14 protein-coding genes are annotated in these 16,974 nt (G+C 72.6%); 4 read left to right on the top strand and 10 right to left on the bottom strand.

What is annotated here, in order from left to right; genetic code table 11:
* Positions 1-52: 52 nt before the first annotated feature.
* A complete protein-coding gene (locus tag Sru02f_RS15995) occupies positions 53-1,657 on the top strand; it encodes a cytochrome P450 (protein ID WP_109030691.1) in 1,605 nt (534 codons plus the stop codon).
* Here the strand turns inward: Sru02f_RS15995 and Sru02f_RS15990 are convergent.
* The 10 genes from Sru02f_RS15990 to Sru02f_RS15945 all read right to left on the bottom strand — a co-directional run bounded on the left by Sru02f_RS15990 (position 1,619) and on the right by Sru02f_RS15945 (position 11,916).
* A complete protein-coding gene (locus Sru02f_RS15990; RefSeq protein ID WP_109030690.1) occupies positions 1,619-2,467 on the bottom strand; it encodes a pentapeptide repeat-containing protein in 849 nt (282 codons plus the stop codon). The two genes, Sru02f_RS15995 and Sru02f_RS15990, sit on opposite strands and share 39 nt — an antisense overlap.
* Positions 2,468-2,524: 57 nt before the next feature.
* Positions 2,525-3,517, bottom strand: coding sequence for an RNA polymerase sigma factor SigJ (gene sigJ, locus Sru02f_RS15985; RefSeq protein WP_109030689.1), 993 nt, complete (start codon positions 3,515-3,517; stop codon positions 2,525-2,527).
* A gap of 22 nt (positions 3,518-3,539) precedes the next feature.
* Entirely contained in the window at positions 3,540-4,283 is a 744-nt protein-coding gene (locus Sru02f_RS15980; protein ID WP_109030688.1) for a PIG-L deacetylase family protein, read from the bottom strand.
* 70 nt (positions 4,284-4,353) lie between these two features.
* Positions 4,354-5,655, bottom strand: coding sequence for an alpha/beta fold hydrolase (locus tag Sru02f_RS15975; RefSeq protein ID WP_109030687.1), 1,302 nt, complete (start codon positions 5,653-5,655; stop codon positions 4,354-4,356).
* A gap of 127 nt (positions 5,656-5,782) precedes the next feature.
* Positions 5,783-6,808, bottom strand: coding sequence for a LacI family DNA-binding transcriptional regulator (locus Sru02f_RS15970; protein WP_059296846.1), 1,026 nt, complete (start codon positions 6,806-6,808; stop codon positions 5,783-5,785).
* Between the two features lie 89 nt (positions 6,809-6,897).
* The gene (locus Sru02f_RS15965; RefSeq protein WP_109030686.1) at positions 6,898-7,218 is read right to left on the bottom strand and encodes an L-rhamnose mutarotase; all 321 of its coding nucleotides are present in this window, start codon (positions 7,216-7,218) and stop codon (positions 6,898-6,900) included.
* Positions 7,219-7,244: 26 nt separating this feature from the next.
* Positions 7,245-8,327 carry a rhamnose ABC transporter substrate-binding protein gene (gene rhaS / locus Sru02f_RS15960; protein ID WP_109030685.1) on the bottom strand — a complete coding sequence of 361 codons (1,083 nt, stop codon included), beginning with the start codon at positions 8,325-8,327 and terminating at the stop codon, positions 7,245-7,247.
* Between the two features lie 28 nt (positions 8,328-8,355).
* Positions 8,356-9,369 carry an ABC transporter permease gene (locus Sru02f_RS15955; protein ID WP_109030684.1) on the bottom strand — a complete coding sequence of 338 codons (1,014 nt, stop codon included), beginning with the start codon at positions 9,367-9,369 and terminating at the stop codon, positions 8,356-8,358.
* Entirely contained in the window at positions 9,362-10,402 is a 1,041-nt protein-coding gene (locus tag Sru02f_RS15950; RefSeq protein WP_109030683.1) for an ABC transporter permease, read from the bottom strand. The genes Sru02f_RS15955 and Sru02f_RS15950 overlap by 8 nt, the downstream gene beginning before the upstream one ends.
* On the bottom strand, positions 10,399-11,916 hold the full coding sequence (locus tag Sru02f_RS15945; RefSeq protein ID WP_109030682.1) for a sugar ABC transporter ATP-binding protein: 1,518 nt from the start codon (positions 11,914-11,916) through the stop codon (positions 10,399-10,401). The genes Sru02f_RS15950 and Sru02f_RS15945 overlap by 4 nt, the downstream gene beginning before the upstream one ends.
* A gap of 276 nt (positions 11,917-12,192) precedes the next feature.
* On the opposite strand from Sru02f_RS15945, the gene rhaI reads away from it, so the two are divergent.
* The 3 genes from rhaI to Sru02f_RS15930 all read left to right on the top strand — a co-directional run bounded on the left by rhaI (position 12,193) and on the right by Sru02f_RS15930 (position 16,968).
* Complete coding sequence (gene rhaI / locus Sru02f_RS15940; protein ID WP_109030681.1) at positions 12,193-13,353, top strand: L-rhamnose isomerase; 1,161 nt, start codon at positions 12,193-12,195, stop codon at positions 13,351-13,353.
* Positions 13,354-13,477: 124 nt separating this feature from the next.
* The gene (locus Sru02f_RS15935; protein ID WP_109030680.1) at positions 13,478-15,517 is read left to right on the top strand and encodes a bifunctional aldolase/short-chain dehydrogenase; all 2,040 of its coding nucleotides are present in this window, start codon (positions 13,478-13,480) and stop codon (positions 15,515-15,517) included.
* Entirely contained in the window at positions 15,514-16,968 is a 1,455-nt protein-coding gene (locus Sru02f_RS15930) for a rhamnulokinase (protein WP_109030679.1), read from the top strand. Before Sru02f_RS15935 ends, Sru02f_RS15930 begins: the two co-directional genes overlap by 4 nt.
* The last annotated feature ends 6 nt before the right edge of the window (positions 16,969-16,974 follow it).

Here is a 16,974-nt window from a genome sequence, read left to right as displayed (position 1 = left end):
CACGCTCGCCTCGGCTCGTGCAACACGCCGCTGCGTCAAGGGAGATCGCGTCATGGCCCAGACAGCGAGGGAACCGGCCCGGGACGGACTGCCGAAGGGCTTCCGCAGCGCCGATCTGGGCTGGCCCGAACTGCACCGCATCCCGCACCCCCCGTACCGGCTGCCCCTGCTCGGAGACGTGGTGGGAGCGAGCAGGCGCACCCCGATGCAGGACTCGCTGCGGTACGCACGGCGGCTGGGGCCGATATTCCGGCGGCGGGCCTTCGGCAAGGAGTTCGTGTTCGTGTGGGGCGCGGCCCTGGCCGCCGACCTGGCGGACGAGGCGCGGTTCGCCAAGCACGTGGGCCTGGGGGTGGCCAACCTGCGGCCGGTGGCCGGGGACGGGCTGTTCACGGCGTACAACCACGAGCCCAACTGGCAGCTCGCGCACGACGTGCTGGCGCCCGGCTTCAGCCGCGAGGCCATGGCCGGGTACCACGTGATGATGCTGGACGTGGCCGCGCGGCTCACCGGCCACTGGGACCTGGCCGAGAAGTCGGGCCGGGCGGTGGACGTGCCCGGCGACATGACCAAGCTGACGCTGGAGACCATCGCGCGCACCGGTTTCGGCCACGACTTCGGCTCCTTCGAACGCTCCCGCCTCCATCCCTTCGTCACCGCGATGGTGGGCACGCTCGGCTACGCGCAGCGCCTCAACACGGTGCCCGCGCCGCTCGCCCCCTGGCTGCTGCGCGACGCGAGCCGCCGCAACGCCGCCGACATCGCCCACCTCAACCGCACGGTCGACGACCTCGTCCGTGAACGCCGGGCGAACGGCGGCACGGGCGGCGCGACCAGCGGAAGCGGCGGAACCGGCAGCGGCGACGGCGACCTGCTCGACCGGATGCTGGAGACGGCCCATCCCGAGACCGGTGAGCGGCTGTCGCCGGAGAACGTCCGCCGGCAGGTCATCACCTTCCTGGTCGCCGGTCACGAGACCACCTCGGGCGCGCTCTCCTTCGCCCTGCACTACCTCGCCCAGCACCCCGACGTCGCGGCCCGGGCCCGCGCCGAGGTGGACCGGGTGTGGGGCGACACCGAGGCACCCGGCTACGAGCAGGTGGCCAAACTGCGCTACGTGCGCCGGGTGCTGGACGAGTCGCTGCGGCTGTGGCCGACCGCGCCGGGATTCGCGCGCGAGGCCCGCGAGGACACGGTGCTCGGCGGCGCCCACCCGATGCGCCGCGGGGCCTGGGCGCTGGTGCTCACGGGCATGCTGCACCGCGACCCCGAGGTGTGGGGAGCGGACGCCGAGCGGTTCGACCCGGACCGCTTCGACGCGAAGGCCGTACGGTCGCGCGCCCCGCACACGTTCAAGCCGTTCGGGACCGGGGCGAGGGCGTGCATCGGGCGGCAGTTCGCGCTGCACGAGGCCACGCTGGTCCTCGGGCTGCTGCTGCGCCGCTACGAGCTGCGGCCGGAGCCCGGCTACCGGCTGCGGGTGACCGAGCGGCTGACCCTGATGCCGGAGGGACTGCGCCTGCACCTGGCCCGGCGGACCGCGGCCGTGCCGGCGCCCGGTGGCCGCACGGCCGACGCGGGCGGAGCGGGCGCGGCCGACGTTGCCGGGGACACCGTCTCAGCGCCCGGCTGTCCAGTGCACCGGGCGGGTGACTGAGTCCGGCAGCCTGGTGCCGGGGCCGCCCCTGGCCGCGTTGACCTGCGGCTGGGTCAGGAAGAAGGCGCCCGTCAGGTCCGCGTCGGTGAGGTCGGCGTCGCGCAGGTCCGCACCGATCAGGTCGGCGCCCCGCAGGTCGGCGCCGGTGAGGTCGGCGGCGATGAGGTAGGCCCCGCGCAGATCGGCACCCGCGAGGTCGGCGCCCTTGAGACGGGCGCCCATCAGGTCGGCGTTGCGACGGTTCTTCTTCCGGCCGCGGGTGCCGGCCCGGACCAGTTCGCTGGTGCGCAGCAGGAGCACGTTGACCCGCTGCCGGTGTGCGGCCACGTCGAGGGCGGCCAGCTCCTGCGGGGTCCCCCCGGCGAGGCGTTCGGTGTCGGCGAGGGCACCGCGCAGGTCGGCGTGGACCGGGCGGGCGGCGGGCAGGGTCAGCGCCTCGGTCAGGTACCAGAGCAGCTCGTGCAGTTGGCGGACGACCGGGAACACGTCGAACATGCGGCGGCTCTGCTCCGGCGGGCCCGCGCGCCAGTCCCGGCCGCCGAAGGTGAGCTGCGAGACCCGTTGCCCCGCGCCGAAGCAGTCGTAGACCGTGCAGCCGGTGAAGCCGCGCTCCCGCAGCGTCGCGTGGATGCCGCAGCGGTGGTCGGTGCGGAGGTTCGGGCAGGGCGTTCCGGCGTCCTTGTCGATCGCGAAGTCCGCCGAGCGGGCGAACGGCAGGGCGGCGCAGCACAGGCCGAAGCAGCTCGCGCAGTCGCCGCGCAGTTCCGCCCCGGCCCGCGTCTCCGTCCGGTCCGCCGTGTGTTCTCGCATGACGCCGAGGATACGGGCCGCCGCCGCGCGGGGTCGCGGGCGACCCCGCGCGGCCGGTCAGGCCCCCAGCGCAGACACGTCCAGCCCGGCCAGCCGCTCCGGGTCGGACAGGATGTACAGGCCCGTGATGAGGCCGTCGGCGACGGTGACGTAGGTGACCGACACGGGACGTCCGTCGGACAGGGCGACGGTGCCGACCGCGTCGTTGACCAGGACGACGTGGGCGAGAGGGGCGAGGTGGCGGAAGTGGAAGGCCCCGGTGGCGACCGTCCGCGCTCCGCGCACCACCTTGGACGCCGCGACGCCCCGGGCCAGCGCGCCCGCGTCGGCCCGCAGCACCACGTCCGGGTGGAGGACGGACACCAGCGCCTCGAAGTCACCGGCGCGGCTGGCGGCGAGGAACGCCTCCACCACCCGGCGCTGACGGCCGAGGTCCGGTTCGGCGGCGGGGGTGGCGTCGCGCACCCGGCGCCGGGCCCGGCTGGCGAGCTGCCTGGTGGCGGCCGGGCTGCGCTCGACGACCGGCGCGATGTCGTCGAAGGGCACGGCGAACATGTCGTGCAGGACGAACGCCAGCCGCTCGGCCGGTTCCAGCCGCTCCAGCACCACCAGCAGGGCGATGCCCACCGAGTCGGTGTGCAGCGCCTCCGCCTCCGGGTCCGCCCGGGGCAGGGCCCGCAGCACGGGGTCGGGCACGAAGGCGTCGAAGCCCTCGGTCATCGGCTCCTCGCGGCGCGCGGTGCGGGAGCGGAGCAGGTCGAGGCAGATCCGGCCGGTCACGGTGGTCAGCCAGGCGCCGAGGTTGTCGATGCCGTCCGCCTCCGAGCGGTCGAGCCGCAGCCAGGCCTCCTGCACGGCGTCCTCCGCCTCGGCCAGGGAGCCGAGCATGCGGTAGGCCACCGCCTTGAGCTGCCCGCGGTGCTCCTCGAAGCGCTCCGCGAGACGCTGCTGTCCCCGCGCCTCCCGCTCCCCCCGCACGTCCCGTTCTCCTCCCGTGCCGCCCTCTCCCCGCATGTCCCGTTCTCCCCCCATGTCGCCCTCTCCCCGCATGTCCTGCTCCCCCGTCATGCCGCTAGCGGGCGAAGACTTCGAAGGTCACCGCCGGCCTGCCGCCGAACCGCTCCCCCGCGGCCTCGGCGAAGCCGGTGAGGAACCCGCGCACGTACGTCTCCGGGTCCTCCTCGGTCAGCACCTCGATGTAGGTGCGGTGTTCGAGCAGCGAGCGCACCGCACGCTCCAGACCGGGGGTGGCGTCCACGGCGTGGGTGGGCGAGGAGGAACCGGCGACCGCGACCCAGCGCACCCCGTTCCAGGGCTCCAGGCCCCGGTCGGTCAGTTCCGGGAAGATCCACCGGTTGCCGGCGTCGGCCGCCGCGTCGAGCGTGGCGCGGCCGACGGCGACGTGGTCCGGGGTGTTCCAGGCGACGCCGCCCCAGGTGTCCCGGTGGTTCATGGTGATGACCAGTTCGGGCCGGTGACGGCGGATCGCGGCGGCGATGTCGCGGCGCAGCGCGGGGCCGTATTCGACGACACCGTCCCGGTGGTTGAGGAACTCCACCTCGCTCACCCCGACGACGGCGGCGCTCGCCCGCTGCTCCCGCTCACGCAGCGGGGCGCACTCGGCGGGCGCCAGCGTGTCGATGCCGGCCTCGCCCCTGGTCGCGAGCACGTAGGCGACCTCGCGGCCCTCGTCGGTCCAGGCCGCGATCGCCGCCGAGCAGCCGTACTCCAGATCGTCCGGGTGGGCCACGACGGCGAGGGCGCGGCGCCAGTCGCCGGGCATGGGCTCCAGTTGCGTGATCGTCGGCTCCGTCATGCCCGCACACTAACCCGCGCCACCGGCATGCCACCCGGAGATTCCACCCGGACGTCGCGCCCGGCGCCGCTCAGGCCTCGTCGCGGGCGAGCGCGAGCAGCCGGTCCAGGACGCGGGGGCCGCCGGCCCGCACGCCGTCGTGCTCGAACTCGTCGGTGACCCAGGTGCGCAGGCCCCGGATCGTCCGGGCGGTGCTCAGCGCGTGGGCGGTGTCGACGTACATGTCGTCGTGGTAGACGGCCGCGGCGGCCGGCACCTCGTTGGCGGCGAGGCGGGCGGCGTCGTACAGCGGGGTCCAGTCGCCGCGGGCGGCGAGCAGCTCGGCCGTCTCGCGCAGCGGGCGCAGCGCCGGGTCGCAGTCGAACATCCAGGGGTGGACGGACTCGCCGGTGAACAGCAGGGGTTCGTCGCCCGCGAGGGCCTTCGCGGCGTCGAAGCGCGGGAACTCGGCGCGGACCCGCTCGGCGGACCAGTCGGTGGGCCGGGCGTCCTGGCCGTAGATGGCCTCGTGGACCAGGGCGTACAGCGGGTTGGCCGCGTAGGAGAGCAGGCCCTGCGCCTGCTCCTGGAAGGCGTCGGACAGCTCGTGCCCGTTCGGGGTGCGGACGAAGGCGTCCTCCAGCAGGTAGTGCAGCCGGTGGCTGCCCTCGCTGCCGCCCAGCATGATGCCGAGGGACTGGAAGGCCTCCACGGTGAGGCGGTACCCGTTCGGCAGGACCACGTCGTGGGTCAGGAGGTGGTCGGCGATGCGGCGGGCGCGCTCGACGTCCTGCGGGTAGCGGGCGTAGTGCGCGACGACCTTGCGCTCGATGCGGGGGTAGGCGGCCCGGTAGACGTCGTCCGCGTGGGCGTCCAGGGAGGGCAGGCCGCCGGTGATCAGCGCGGCGCTCAGGCCCTCGGGGGCCAGCGACAGGTAGGCGACGGTGCAGAAGCCGCCGAAGCTCTGGCCGAGGACGGTCCAGGGGGCTCCGCCGGTGACCTGGGGGCGGATGGCCTCGCAGTCGCGGACGATGGCGTCGGCGCGGAAGTGGGTGAGGTAGTCGGCCTGCTCGGCGGGGCCGCCGCGCAGCGGGAGCGTCTGGCGGTTGGCCGGGGTGGAGGCGCCGGTGCCGCGCTGGTCCAGGAGCAGGACGCGGTACTCCTTCAGGGCGCGGCCGAACCACGCGGGCCGGCCGATGAAACGGTTCGCCCCGAAGCCCGGCCCACCCTGGAGGTAGACCAGCCAGGGCAGGTCCTTGTCGGCCTTGTCGCTCGCGACGGCTTCGCGGGCGTACAGCTCGATCGTCTCCCCGGTGGGGTCGGCGTGATCGAGGGGCACGGTGAAACGGCGGTCGGTGAGGACGACGCCTGGCTGGCGGTAGCTGACGCTCAAGGGGTCTCCCGGGGCGGACGGATCTGGCGGCCGATGCTTTCGGCCGCGTCCCAGTTCAGCACACCGTCCTGGGGCCGCCGACCCCCGGGATCATGAAATCGTACGGAAGGACCTACTGAACGGCCGATCAGCGTGCGGCGAGGCTGGAGCGCCGCACCACCAGCTCCGGCTGGAGGACGACCCGCCGGTGCGGGTGGGGCCGGTCCGTGCCCTCCAGCTCGGTCTCCTCCAGGAGCAGCTCGGCGGCCATGGCGCCCATGGTGACGGCGGGCTGGCGCACGGAGGTGAGCGGGACGGCCGCGGCGGCGGCGAACTCGATGTCGTCGTAGCCCACGATCGCGAGGTCGTCGGGGACGCCGACCCCGGCGGCGTACATGGCCTGCAGGACGCCGAGGGCGAGCAGGTCGTTGGCGCAGAAGACGGCGGTCGGCCGCTCGGCGAGGCCCAGCAGGCGGGCGCCGGCGTCGCGGCCCGCGGCGACGTCGAGACGCTCGGTGGGCAGTTCACGCAGCGCGTCGGGGCCGAGCCCGGCCTCGGCGAGCGCGGCGAGGGCACCGGTGCGGCGGTCGCGGACCTGGTTGAGGCCGGGCGGGCCGCTGACGTAGGCGATGGAGCGGTGCCCGGCGTCCACGAGGTGGCGCACGGCCAGCGCGCCGCCCGCGACGTCGTCGACGGAGACCGAGCACTCGGTGGTGCCCTCGGCGACGCGGTCGACGAGGACGAAGGGGATGTTGTGGCGCCGGAAGCCCTCGATGTTGCGGCCGGTGGCGTCGGCGGGGGTGAGCAGGACGCCGCGGACCCGCTGCTCGGCGAAGAGCGAGAGGTACTCGGCCTCCTCGCCCGGGTTCTGCGCGCTGTTGCAGACCATCACGCCGAGCCCGGCCTCCCGGGCCGCCCGCTCGGCACCGCGGGCCACGTCGACGAAGAACGGGTTGCCCATGTCCAGGACGAGCAGCCCCATGATGCGGCTGCGTCCGGCGCGCAACTGGCGCGCGGACTCGCTGCGGACGTAGCCCAGCCGGTCGATCGCGGACAGCACCCGCGCACGGGTCTCGGTCGCGACGGTGTCGGGGCGGTTGATGACGTTGGAGACCGTGCCCACGGAAACTCCGGCGGCGCGGGCGACGTCCTTGATACCCACGGAATGGGCCATCGGGCAGGGACCTCCGAGGTCGAAGTGGGTGTGGGGGGCGGCCGCGGGACCTTCACACAGTACCCGGGCCGCCCCCCTCGGGGCCTGAGTCAGGCGAGGTGGAACACCTCGGTGAGGGGTTTCATCGCCTCGTCGGGGCGTTCCCCGTCGAGGGACTCGAACAGCGGGCCCATCTCCGCCTGCCAGCGGGCGTTGACCTCGGTGGCCTCCATGCCGGACCGGGCGGCGGCGAAGTCCTCGGTCTCCAGGTAGCCGACGAGCAGGCCGTCGTCGCGCAGGAAGAGCGAGTAGTTGTGCCAGCCGGTGGCGGAGAGCGCCTCGCACATCTCCGGCCACACGGCGGCGTGGCGTTCGCGGTACTCCGCGATGCGGTCCCTCCGGACCTTGAGCAGGAAACAGACGCGCTGCATGGACTGCCGCTCCCGTACGTTCGTGACTAGAAGTCGAACTGGTCGACGTTGTCGGCGGTGAACACGGTCGGCTTGCCGAGGTCGATCACACCGTTCTTGCCGATGGTGTACTCGCCCATGGCACCGGCCTTGAAGGTCTCGCCCTCCTTGCCGGTGATCTGCCCGGAGGACAGGGCGACGGCGGTGCGCGCGGCCAGTTCGCCGAGCTTGGCCGGGTCCCACAGCTCGAACGCCTCGACGGTGCCGTTCTTGACGTACTTGCGCATGTCGTTGGGGGTGCCGAGGCCGGTCAGCTTGACCTTGCCCTTGTACTTGGAGCCGGACAGGTACTGGGCGGCGGCCTTGATGCCGACGGTGGTCGGCGAGATGATCCCCTTCAGGTTCGGGTGCTCCTGGAGCAGGCCCTGGGTCTGCTGGAAGGACTTCTGGGCGTCGTCGTCGCCGTAGGCGACCTTGACCAGCTTGATGTCCTTGTACTTCGGGTCCTTCAGCTCGTCCTTCATGATCTCGATCCAGGCGTTCTGGTTCGTCGCGGTCTGCGCGGCGGACAGGATCGCGATCTCGCCCTTGTTGCCGATCTGCTCGGCCAGCTGCTGCACCTGGGTGCGGCCGATGTCGTCGGCGGACGCCTGGGAGATGAAGGCGTTGCGGCACTCGGGGTTGGTGTCCGAGTCGTAGGTGACGACCTTGATGTCGTTCTTCATCGCCTGCTTGAGCGCGGTGCACAGGGCGCCCGGGTCCTGCGCGGAGACGGCGATGGCGTCGACCTGCTGCTGGGTGAGCGTGTTGACGTAGGAGACCTGGCCGGCGGTGTCGGTGCCGCTGGAGGTGCCGACCTCCTTGTAGCTGGAGCCCAGCTCCTTGAGGGCCTTCTCGCCGCCCTTGTCGGCGACGGTGAAGTAGGGGTTGTTGACCTGCTTGGGCAGGAAGCCGACGGTCAGCCCCTTCTTCGTCGCGGCGTTCGGGTCGGCCTTGCCCGCGGCGGCGGCCTTGCCGCCCTCGTCCTTGACGTCCTCCTTCGTGGTGCCGCCGCAGGCGGTGGCCGCCAGGGCGAGGGAGGTGACGGCGGCGAGGGCCGCGCAGGTACGGCGGATGGACGACTTGCGCATGGTGGGTTCCTTACGAGGGTGGACGGGGTTACGGGGTGGGGGCGGGCGCCTTGGACGGGGGCGCCGGTGCCGCCCTGCGTCCGGCCCTCGCTAGGGAGATCTGCCGTGCGACCCGGGGGCCGAGCACGGAGAGGACGAGCAGGACGCCGGTGACGACGATCTGGGACTGGGCGGAGACGTCCTGGAGGCTCATCACGTTCTGCAGCGCGCCGAGCAGGAACACGCCCGCGACCGCCCCGCCGAGCGTGCCCTTGCCGCCGTCGAAGTCGATGCCGCCCAGGAGCACGGCGGCGACGACGGACAGTTCGAGGCCGGTGGCGTTGTCGTAGCGGGCGCTGGCGTAGTGCAGGGCCCAGAAGACGCCGGTGAGGGACGACATCAGGCCGGTCAGCGTGAACAGGATCAGCTTCTGCCGCTTGACCCGGATGCCGGCGAAGCGCGCGGCCTCCTCGCTGGCGCCGATGGCGAACAGCGACCGGCCGAACGGCATGGCGTGCAGGGCGACGACGGCGACGGCCAGCAGCACGAGGAACGGCAGGAAGGCGTACGGGACGAAGGTGCCGTCGATGCGTCCGGCCGCGAAGTCCAGGTACTGCGAGGGGAAGTCGGTGACCGCGTCGGAGCCGAGCACGATCTGCGCGATGCCCCGGTAGGCGGCCATGGTGCCGATGGTGACGGCGAGGGAGGGCAGGCCGAGGCGGGTGACCAGCAGGCCGTTGACCAGACCGCAGACCACGCCGAGCAGCAGGCAGATCGGGATGATCGTCTCGATGGTCATGCCCTGGTTCCACAGGGCGCCCATCACCGCGCCGGACAGACCCGCGGTGGAGGCCACCGACAGGTCGATCTCGCCGGAGACGACCAGCAGGGTCATCGGCAGGGCGATGAGCGCGATCGGCAGGGTGTTGCCGATCAGGAAGGACAGGTTGAGGGCGTTGCCGAACCCGTCGACGAAGCCGAAGGAGAGCAGCAGGACGACCACGAGCAGGGCACCGACGACCGTGTCCCAGCGGACGGCGCGCGTCAGGGAGGTGTCAGCCATGGCGGGCGTTCCTCTTCTTCAGGGCGTTGGCCACGCGCAGCGCGACGATCCGGTCGACGGCGATGGCGAGGATGAGCAGGATGCCGTTGATGGCCAGCACCCACACGGAGCTGACGCCGAGGGCGGGCAGCACGCTGTTGATCGAGGTCAGCAGCAGTGCGCCGAGGGCCGCACCGTAGACGCTGCCGGAGCCGCCGGTGAAGACGACGCCGCCGACCACCACGGCGCTGACGACGGTCAGTTCGTAGCCGTTGCCGGTGCCCGAGTCGACGTTGCCGAAGCGGGCGAGGTACAGGGCGCCGGCGAGTCCGGCGAGGGCGCCGCAGAAGGTGTAGGCGGCCAGGATCCGCTTGCGGACCGGGATGCCGGCCAGCCGGGCGGCCTCCGGGTTGGAGCCGAGGGCGTACAGCTCGCGTCCGCTGCCGAAGTGCTTGAGGTAGTACGCCGTGGCGACGAGCACCGCCAGGGCGATCATGGCCAGCCAGGGCACGGCGGAGATGCCGCCGGAGCCGAAGTCGACGAAGCCGCCGGGCAGGTCGGCCGCGGTGATCTGCCGGGAGCCGACCCAGATGGAGTCGATGCCGCGGATGATGTAGAGGGTGCCGAGGGTGACGACCAGGGCGGGCACCTGGCCGAGGCTGACCAGCAGGCCGTTGAGGAGGCCGAAGCCGATACCCATCAGCACCGCGAGCAGCACGGCGACGACGGGGTTGCCGCCGTCCTGGAGGTAGACGCCGGCGGCGAAGGCGCTGATGCCGAGGGTGGAGCCGACGGACAGGTCGACGTTGCGGGTGATGACGACCAGGGACTGTCCGGTGGCGACCAGGACCAGGATGGTCGCGTTCAGCAGGAGGTCCTTGATGCCCTGCTCGGACAGGAACTCGCTGTTGCCGGCCTGGGTGACGCCGATCATCACCAGGAAGACGAGCAGGATGGCCAGTTCGCGCATCTTGAAGATGCGGTCCACCAGCCTGGTGGCGCCGGCCTTCGGCACGTCGGCCGCGGGGGCCGTCTCCGGTGCGGTGACCGTCATGCGGCGGCCCTCCCCGTGGCTGCGGCCATCACGGTCTCCTCGGTGGCGTCGGTGCGGGATATCTCGGCGGTCAGTCGGCCCTCGTGCATCACCAGGACGCGGTCGGCCATGCCGAGCACCTCGGGCAGGTCGGAGGAGATCATCAGGACGGCCACGCCGTCGGCGGCGAGCTGCGAAAGCAGCCGGTGCACCTCCGCCTTGGTGCCGACGTCGATGCCGCGGGTGGGTTCGTCGACGATCAGCACCTTGGGGCCGGTGGCCAGCCACTTGGCGAGGACGACCTTCTGCTGGTTGCCGCCGGACAGGGTGGCGACGGTGTCGGCGATGCGGGCGTACTTGACCTGGAGCTTGACCGCCCAGTCGAGGGAGCGGCTGCGCTCGGCGCCGCGGTCCACGAGGCCGGCCCTCACGGTCGTCCGCAGGCCGGTGAGCCCGATGTTGCGTTCGATGGACATGTCCATCACCAGCCCCTGGGCGCGGCGGTCCTCCGGGACCAGCGCGAGACCGGCGGCCATCGCGGTGGACGGGGCGCCGTTGACGAGCGGCTTGCCGTCGACCTCGACCTCCCCCGCGTCCCAGCGGTCGACGCCGAAGACGGCGCGGGCGACCTCGGTGCGTCCGGCGCCGACCAGTCCGGCCAGCGCCACGATCTCGCCGCGCCGCACCTCGAAGGAGACGTCGGTGAAGACGCCCTCGCGGGTCAGCCTGCGCACGCTGAGGGCCCTCTCGCCGGGGGTGACCTCCTGCTTGGGGTACAGCTCGTCGAGGTCGCGGCCGACCATGCGGCGCACCAGGTCGTCCTCGGTCATGCCCTCCAGGGGCTCGCTGGCGATCCAGGCGCCGTCGCGCAGGGTGGTGACCCGCGCGCAGATGTGGAAGATCTCCTCCAGCCGGTGGGAGATGAACAGCACCGCGGCACCCTGGTCGCGCAGGGTGCGCACCACGCCGAAGAGCCGGGCCACCTCGCTGCCGGTGAGGGCGGCGGTCGGCTCGTCCATGATCAGGACGCGGGCGTCGAAGGAGAGAGCCTTGGCGATCTCCACGATCTGCTGGTCCGCGATGGACAGACCGCGCGCGGGCCGGTCGGGGTCGAGTTCGACCCCGAGGCGCAGCATGAGTGCGGCGGTGGCGTCGTGGGTCGCCTTGTGGTCGATGCGGCCGAGGGCGCGCCGCGGCTGGCGGCCCATGAAGATGTTCTCGGCGATCGAGAGGTCGGGAAAGAGGGTGGGCTCCTGGTAGATCACGGCGATGCCGGCGTCGCGGGCGTCGCCGGGACCGTGGAACACGACCGGTGCGCCGTCGAGCAGCACGTGGCCGGCGTCCGGCCGGTGCACTCCGGCCAGCGTCTTGATGAGGGTCGACTTTCCGGCGCCGTTCTCACCGGCGAGGGCGTGCACCTCGCCGGGGAACAGCTCCAGGGAGACGTCCCGCAGCGCACGGACCGCGCCGAAGGACTTGGAGACGTCCCTGAGCGCCAGAACCGGGGCCGAACCCGTGTCGGACGGGTGGGTCATTGGGGGCTCCTCGACGACGCCGGCGGGACGGCCCTCACGGCGTCGTGAAAGGTTTCAACTCGGTTGCCGGGGACGTTAGGCAGCGAGGGTATGTCACGTCAATGGTTCCGGGTCCAAAAACTTTCGATAGCCGAAGGTCACGACCGAGTCACGAACAGTTGGAGTGACCAGAAGGGTTGACACCCCTTCGGGCGGCTCATAGCTTCGCGTTCTGAATCGTTTCACACATGGTCGTACTCACAGCAGGCCACGACCCGATGCCACAGGAGCGCCGAAGTGACCGAGCTCGCCGCGGTGAAAGCCGCGCTCAAGACCCAGGCCGTCGAGACGCCGTCGTGGGCGTACGGCAACTCGGGCACCCGCTTCAAGGTGTTCGCCCAGGCCGGTGTCCCGCGCGACCCCTTCGAGAAGCTGGACGACGCGGCGAAGGTGCACGAGTTCACCGGCGCGGCCCCGACCGTCGCCCTGCACATCCCGTGGGACCGGGTCGAGGACTACGCCGCGCTGGCGGCGCACGCCGAGAAGCGGGGCGTGCGGATCGGTGCGATCAACTCCAACACCTTCCAGGACGACGACTACAAGCTGGGCAGCATCTGCCACCCCGACGCGGCGGTGCGCCGGAAGGCCGTCGACCACCTGCTGGAGTGCGTCGACATCATGGACGCCACCGGCTCGCGCGACCTGAAGCTGTGGTTCGCCGACGGCACGAACTACCCGGGACAGGACGACATCCGGTCCCGGCAGGACCGGCTGGCCGAGGGCCTGGCCGAGGTGTACGAGCGGCTCGGCGAGGGTCAGCGGATGCTCCTGGAGTACAAGCTCTTCGAGCCCGCGTTCTACACGACGGACGTGCCGGACTGGGGCACGGCGTACGCGCACTGTCTCAAGCTGGGCGAGAAGGCGCAGGTCGTGGTCGACACGGGGCACCACGCGCCGGGCACGAACATCGAGTTCATCGTGGCGACGCTGCTGCGGGAGGGGAAGCTCGGCGGGTTCGACTTCAACTCGCGGTTCTACGCCGACGACGACCTGATGGTGGGTGCCGCCGACCCGTTCCAGCTGTTCCGGATCATGTACGAGGTGGTACGCGGGGGCGGGTTCACCTCCGACGTGGCGTTCATGCTCGACCAGTGCCACAACATCGAGGCGAAGATTCCGGCCATCATCCGGTCGGTGATGAACGTGCAGGAGGCCACGGCGAAGGCGCTGCTGGTCGACGGTTCGGCGCTGGCCGCCGCGCAGGCCTCGGGGGATGTGCTGGAGGCAAACGCGGTGTTGATGGACGCGTACAACACGGATGTGCGTCCGCTGCTTCGGGAGGTGCGGGAGGAGTCGGGGCTGGACCCCGAGCCCCTCAAGGCGTACCGGGCGTCCGGTTGGGGCGAGAAGGTCGTTGCCGAGCGGGTTGGTGGGCAGCAGGCGGGGTGGGGGGCCTAGGCCGTAGGCGTCTGCCGGGTTTGTGTTCTTCGCGGACTGCGGGCCCGTTGTGGCTGGTCGCGCAGTTCCCCGCGCCCCTTGCAGGGGCGCTGTTCTCCGCCCTCGTTGAAAAGGACTGCCAGTCATGGGGATCCACCCCTCAGCCTCTGCCCTCCTCGCCCGTTCCCATCGGCTCGGTGCCGATCCGCGCAACACCAACTACGCCGGTGGCAACGCGTCCGCCAAGGGCACCGCGACCGATCCCGTCACCGGGGGTGATGTGGAGCTGATGTGGGTCAAGGGGTCCGGCGGGGACCTCGGGACGCTCACCGGCGCCGGGCTCGCCGTGCTGCGGCTGGACCGGATGCGGGCGCTCAAGGACGTCTACCCGGGCGTAGAGCGCGAGGACGAGATGGTCGCCGCCTTCGACTACTGCCTGCACGGCAAGGGCGGTGCCGCGCCCTCGATCGACACGGCGATGCACGGGCTGGTCGAGGCCGCGCACGTCGACCACCTCCACCCCGACTCCGGGATCGCGCTGGCCTGCGCGGCGGACGGGGAGAAGCTGACCGCCGAGTGCTTCGGCGACACCGTGGTGTGGGTGCCGTGGCGGCGGCCCGGTTTCCAGCTCGGGCTGGACATCGCGGCCGTCAAGGAGGCCAACCCGCAGGCGATCGGATGTGTGCTCGGCGGGCACGGCATCACCGCCTGGGGCGACACCTCCGAGGAGTGCGAGCGCAACTCGCTGCACATCATCCGCACCGCCGAGGCCTTCCTCGCCGAGCGCGGCAGGGCCGAGCCGTTCGGCGCGGTGATCGACGGGTACGCGGCGCTGCCCGAGGACGCGCGGCGGGAGCGGGCGGCCGCGCTCGCGCCGTACGTGCGCGGTCTGGCCTCGCAGGACCGGCCGCAGGTCGGGCACTTCACCGACGCGGACGTGGTCCTCGACTTCCTCGCGCGGACGGAGCACCCGCGGCTCGCCGCGCTCGGCACCTCCTGCCCGGACCACTTCCTGCGCACGAAGGTGCGCCCGCTGGTCCTGGACCTGCCTCCGACGACGCCGCTGGACGAGGCCGTCGCCCGGCTGGGGGAGCTGCACGCGGCCTACCGCGAGGAGTACGCCGCCTACTACGAGCGGCACGCCGAGCCCGACTCCCCCGCCATGCGCGGCGCGGACCCGGCGATCGTGCTGGTGCCGGGTGTGGGCATGTTCAGCTTCGGCAAGGACAAGCAGACCGCCCGGGTGGCCGGCGAGTTCTACGTCAACGCGATCAACGTGATGCGCGGGGCCGAGGCGGTGTCGACGTACGCGCCGATCGAGGAGTCGGAGAAGTTCCGCATCGAGTACTGGGCGCTGGAGGAGGCCAAGCTCCGACGGATGCCGAGGCCCAAGCCGCTGGCCACCCGGGTCGCGCTCGTGACCGGCGCGGGCAGCGGGATCGGGAAGGCGATCGCGCGGCGGCTGGTGGACGAGGGCGCCTGTGTGGTCGTGGCCGACCTGAACGCCCAGAACGCGGCGGCGGTCGCCGAGGAGCTGGGCGGGGCCGACAAGGCCGTCGCCGTGACCGTCGACGTCACCTCCGAGGAGCAGATCGCCGAGGCGTTCCAGGCAGCCGTGCTCGCCTTCGGCGGAGTCGACCTGGTGGTCAACAACGCGGGGATCTCCATCTCCAAGCCGCTGCTGGAGACGTCCGCGAAGGACTGGGACCTCCAGCACGACATCATGGCCCGCGGCTCCTTCCTCGTCTCCCGCGAGGCGGCCCGGGTGATGACCGCGCAGGAACTGGGCGGCGACATCGTCTACATCGCGTCGAAGAACGCCGTGTTCGCCGGCCCGAACAACATCGCCTACTCCGCCACCAAGGCCGACCAGGCCCACCAGGTGCGCCTGCTCGCCGCCGAGCTGGGCGAGCACGGCATCCGGGTCAACGGCGTCAACCCGGACGGCGTGGTCCGGGGCTCCGGCATCTTCGCGGGCGGCTGGGGCGCCAAGCGCGCCGCCGTGTACGGGGTGCCGGAGGAGAAGCTGGGCGAGTTCTACGCGCAGCGGACCCTGCTCAAGCGCGAGGTGCTGCCCGAGCACGTCGCCAACGCCGTGTTCGCGCTGACCGGCGGCGACCTGACGCACACCACGGGTCTGCACGTCCCGGTCGACGCGGGCGTCGCCGCCGCGTTCCTGCGATGAGCACCGCCGTGGACGTCAAGGCGTTCGCCGCGGTCGACCTCGGCGCGTCCAGCGGGCGCGTCATGGTCGGCCGCGTCGGCGCCGACCGGCTGGAGCTGACCGAGGCGCACCGCTTCCGCAACCGCCCGGTCCGTACGCCCGACGGGCTGCGCTGGGACGTCCTCGCGCTGTACGCCGGCGTGCTGGACGGTCTGCGGGCGGCGGGCCCGGTGGACTCGGTCGGCGTGGACAGCTGGGCCGTCGACCACGGCCTGCTGGACGCGGACGGGGCGCTGCTCGGCAACCCCGTGCACTACCGCGACGCCCGCACCGAGGGCGTCCCGGAGAAGGTGTGGGCCACGCTGCCGGCCGGGGAGCTGTACGCGGCGACCGGGTTGCAGTACGCGCCCTTCAACACCCTGTACCAGCTCGTCGCCGCCCGGGGCACGGCCCAGTTCGCGGCGGCCCGGCGGCTGTTGCTCATCCCCGACCTGCTGACCTACTGGCTGACCGGCGAGCAGGGCACGGAGCTGACCAACGCCTCCACCACCCAGCTGATCGACCCCCGCACCCGGGACTGGTCGCGGGAGGTCGCGGACCGGCTGGGCATCGACCTCGGCCTGTTCGCGCCGCTGCGCCGGCCCGGGGACGCGGCGGGGCTGCTGCGGCCGGAGGTGCTGGAGGAGACGGGGCTGGCGGGGCCCGTGCCGGTGACGGCCGTCGGTTCGCACGACACCGCCTCCGCGGTCGCCGCCGTACCGGCATCGGGCGAACGGTTCGCCTACATCTGCACCGGCACCTGGTCGCTGGCCGGGCTCGAACTGTCCGCTCCCGTGCTGACGGAGGAGAGCCGGGCCGCCAACTTCACCAACGAGCTGGGGCTGGACGGCACGGTCCGCTACCTGCGCAACATCATGGGGCTGTGGCTGCTCCAGGAGTGCGTGCGGGCCTGGGGCGACCCGGACCTGGGTGAGCTGCTGCTCGCGGCGGCCCGCGTGCCGGCGCTGCGGTCGGTGGTGGACGCGGGTGACGCGGGGTTCCTGGCGCCGGGGCGGATGCCGGAGCGGATCGCCGAGGCGTGCCGCGCCACGGGGCAGCCGGTGCCCGAGACGCCCGCCGAGGTGACCCGGTGCATCCTCGACTCGCTGGCGCTGGCCCACCGCGCGGCCGTCGAGGAGGCGCAGCGGCTCGCCGGGCATCCGGTCGACGTCGTGCACGTGGTGGGCGGCGGCACCCGCAACGCGCTGCTGTGCCAGCTGACCGCCGACGCCTGCGGGCTGCCGGTGGTGGCGGGGCCGACGGAGGCCGCCGCGCTGGGCAACGTGCTGGTGCAGGCCCGCGCCCACGGCCTGGTCGGCGACCTCGCCGGGATGCGCCGGCTGCTGGCCCGCACCCAGTCGCTGACCCGGTACGAACCGCGCGGCGACCCGGCGCGCTGGCGGGCGGCCGCGGCCCGACTCGCCGACCGGTGAGCCGGG

Source organism: Streptomyces rubrogriseus (assembly GCF_027947575.1).
Lineage (GTDB): Bacteria > Actinomycetota > Actinomycetes > Streptomycetales > Streptomycetaceae > Streptomyces > Streptomyces rubrogriseus.
This window is presented reverse-complemented; position numbering and strand designations above follow the sequence as displayed.

What these genes read in the sequence shown, in the direction of transcription:
- Sru02f_RS15995 (WP_109030691.1), top strand. Translation starts at nt 53, where the DNA reads ATGGCCCAGACAGCGAGGGAACCGGCCCGGGACGGACTGCCGAAGGGC.
- Sru02f_RS15990 (WP_109030690.1), bottom strand. Translation starts at nt 2,467, where the DNA reads ATGCGAGAACACACGGCGGACCGGACGGAGACGCGGGCCGGGGCGGAA.
- sigJ (WP_109030689.1), bottom strand. Translation starts at nt 3,517, where the DNA reads ATGCGGGGAGAGGGCGACATGGGGGGAGAACGGGACATGCGGGGAGAG.
- Sru02f_RS15980 (WP_109030688.1), bottom strand. Translation starts at nt 4,283, where the DNA reads ATGACGGAGCCGACGATCACGCAACTGGAGCCCATGCCCGGCGACTGG.
- Sru02f_RS15970 (WP_059296846.1), bottom strand. Translation starts at nt 6,808, where the DNA reads ATGGCCCATTCCGTGGGTATCAAGGACGTCGCCCGCGCCGCCGGAGTT.
- Sru02f_RS15965 (WP_109030686.1), bottom strand. Translation starts at nt 7,218, where the DNA reads ATGCAGCGCGTCTGTTTCCTGCTCAAGGTCCGGAGGGACCGCATCGCG.
- rhaS (WP_109030685.1), bottom strand. Translation starts at nt 8,327, where the DNA reads ATGCGCAAGTCGTCCATCCGCCGTACCTGCGCGGCCCTCGCCGCCGTC.
- Sru02f_RS15955 (WP_109030684.1), bottom strand. Translation starts at nt 9,369, where the DNA reads ATGGCTGACACCTCCCTGACGCGCGCCGTCCGCTGGGACACGGTCGTC.
- Sru02f_RS15950 (WP_109030683.1), bottom strand. Translation starts at nt 10,402, where the DNA reads ATGACGGTCACCGCACCGGAGACGGCCCCCGCGGCCGACGTGCCGAAG.
- Sru02f_RS15945 (WP_109030682.1), bottom strand. Translation starts at nt 11,916, where the DNA reads ATGACCCACCCGTCCGACACGGGTTCGGCCCCGGTTCTGGCGCTCAGG.
- Sru02f_RS15935 (WP_109030680.1), top strand. Translation starts at nt 13,478, where the DNA reads ATGGGGATCCACCCCTCAGCCTCTGCCCTCCTCGCCCGTTCCCATCGG.
- Sru02f_RS15930 (WP_109030679.1), top strand. Translation starts at nt 15,514, where the DNA reads ATGAGCACCGCCGTGGACGTCAAGGCGTTCGCCGCGGTCGACCTCGGC.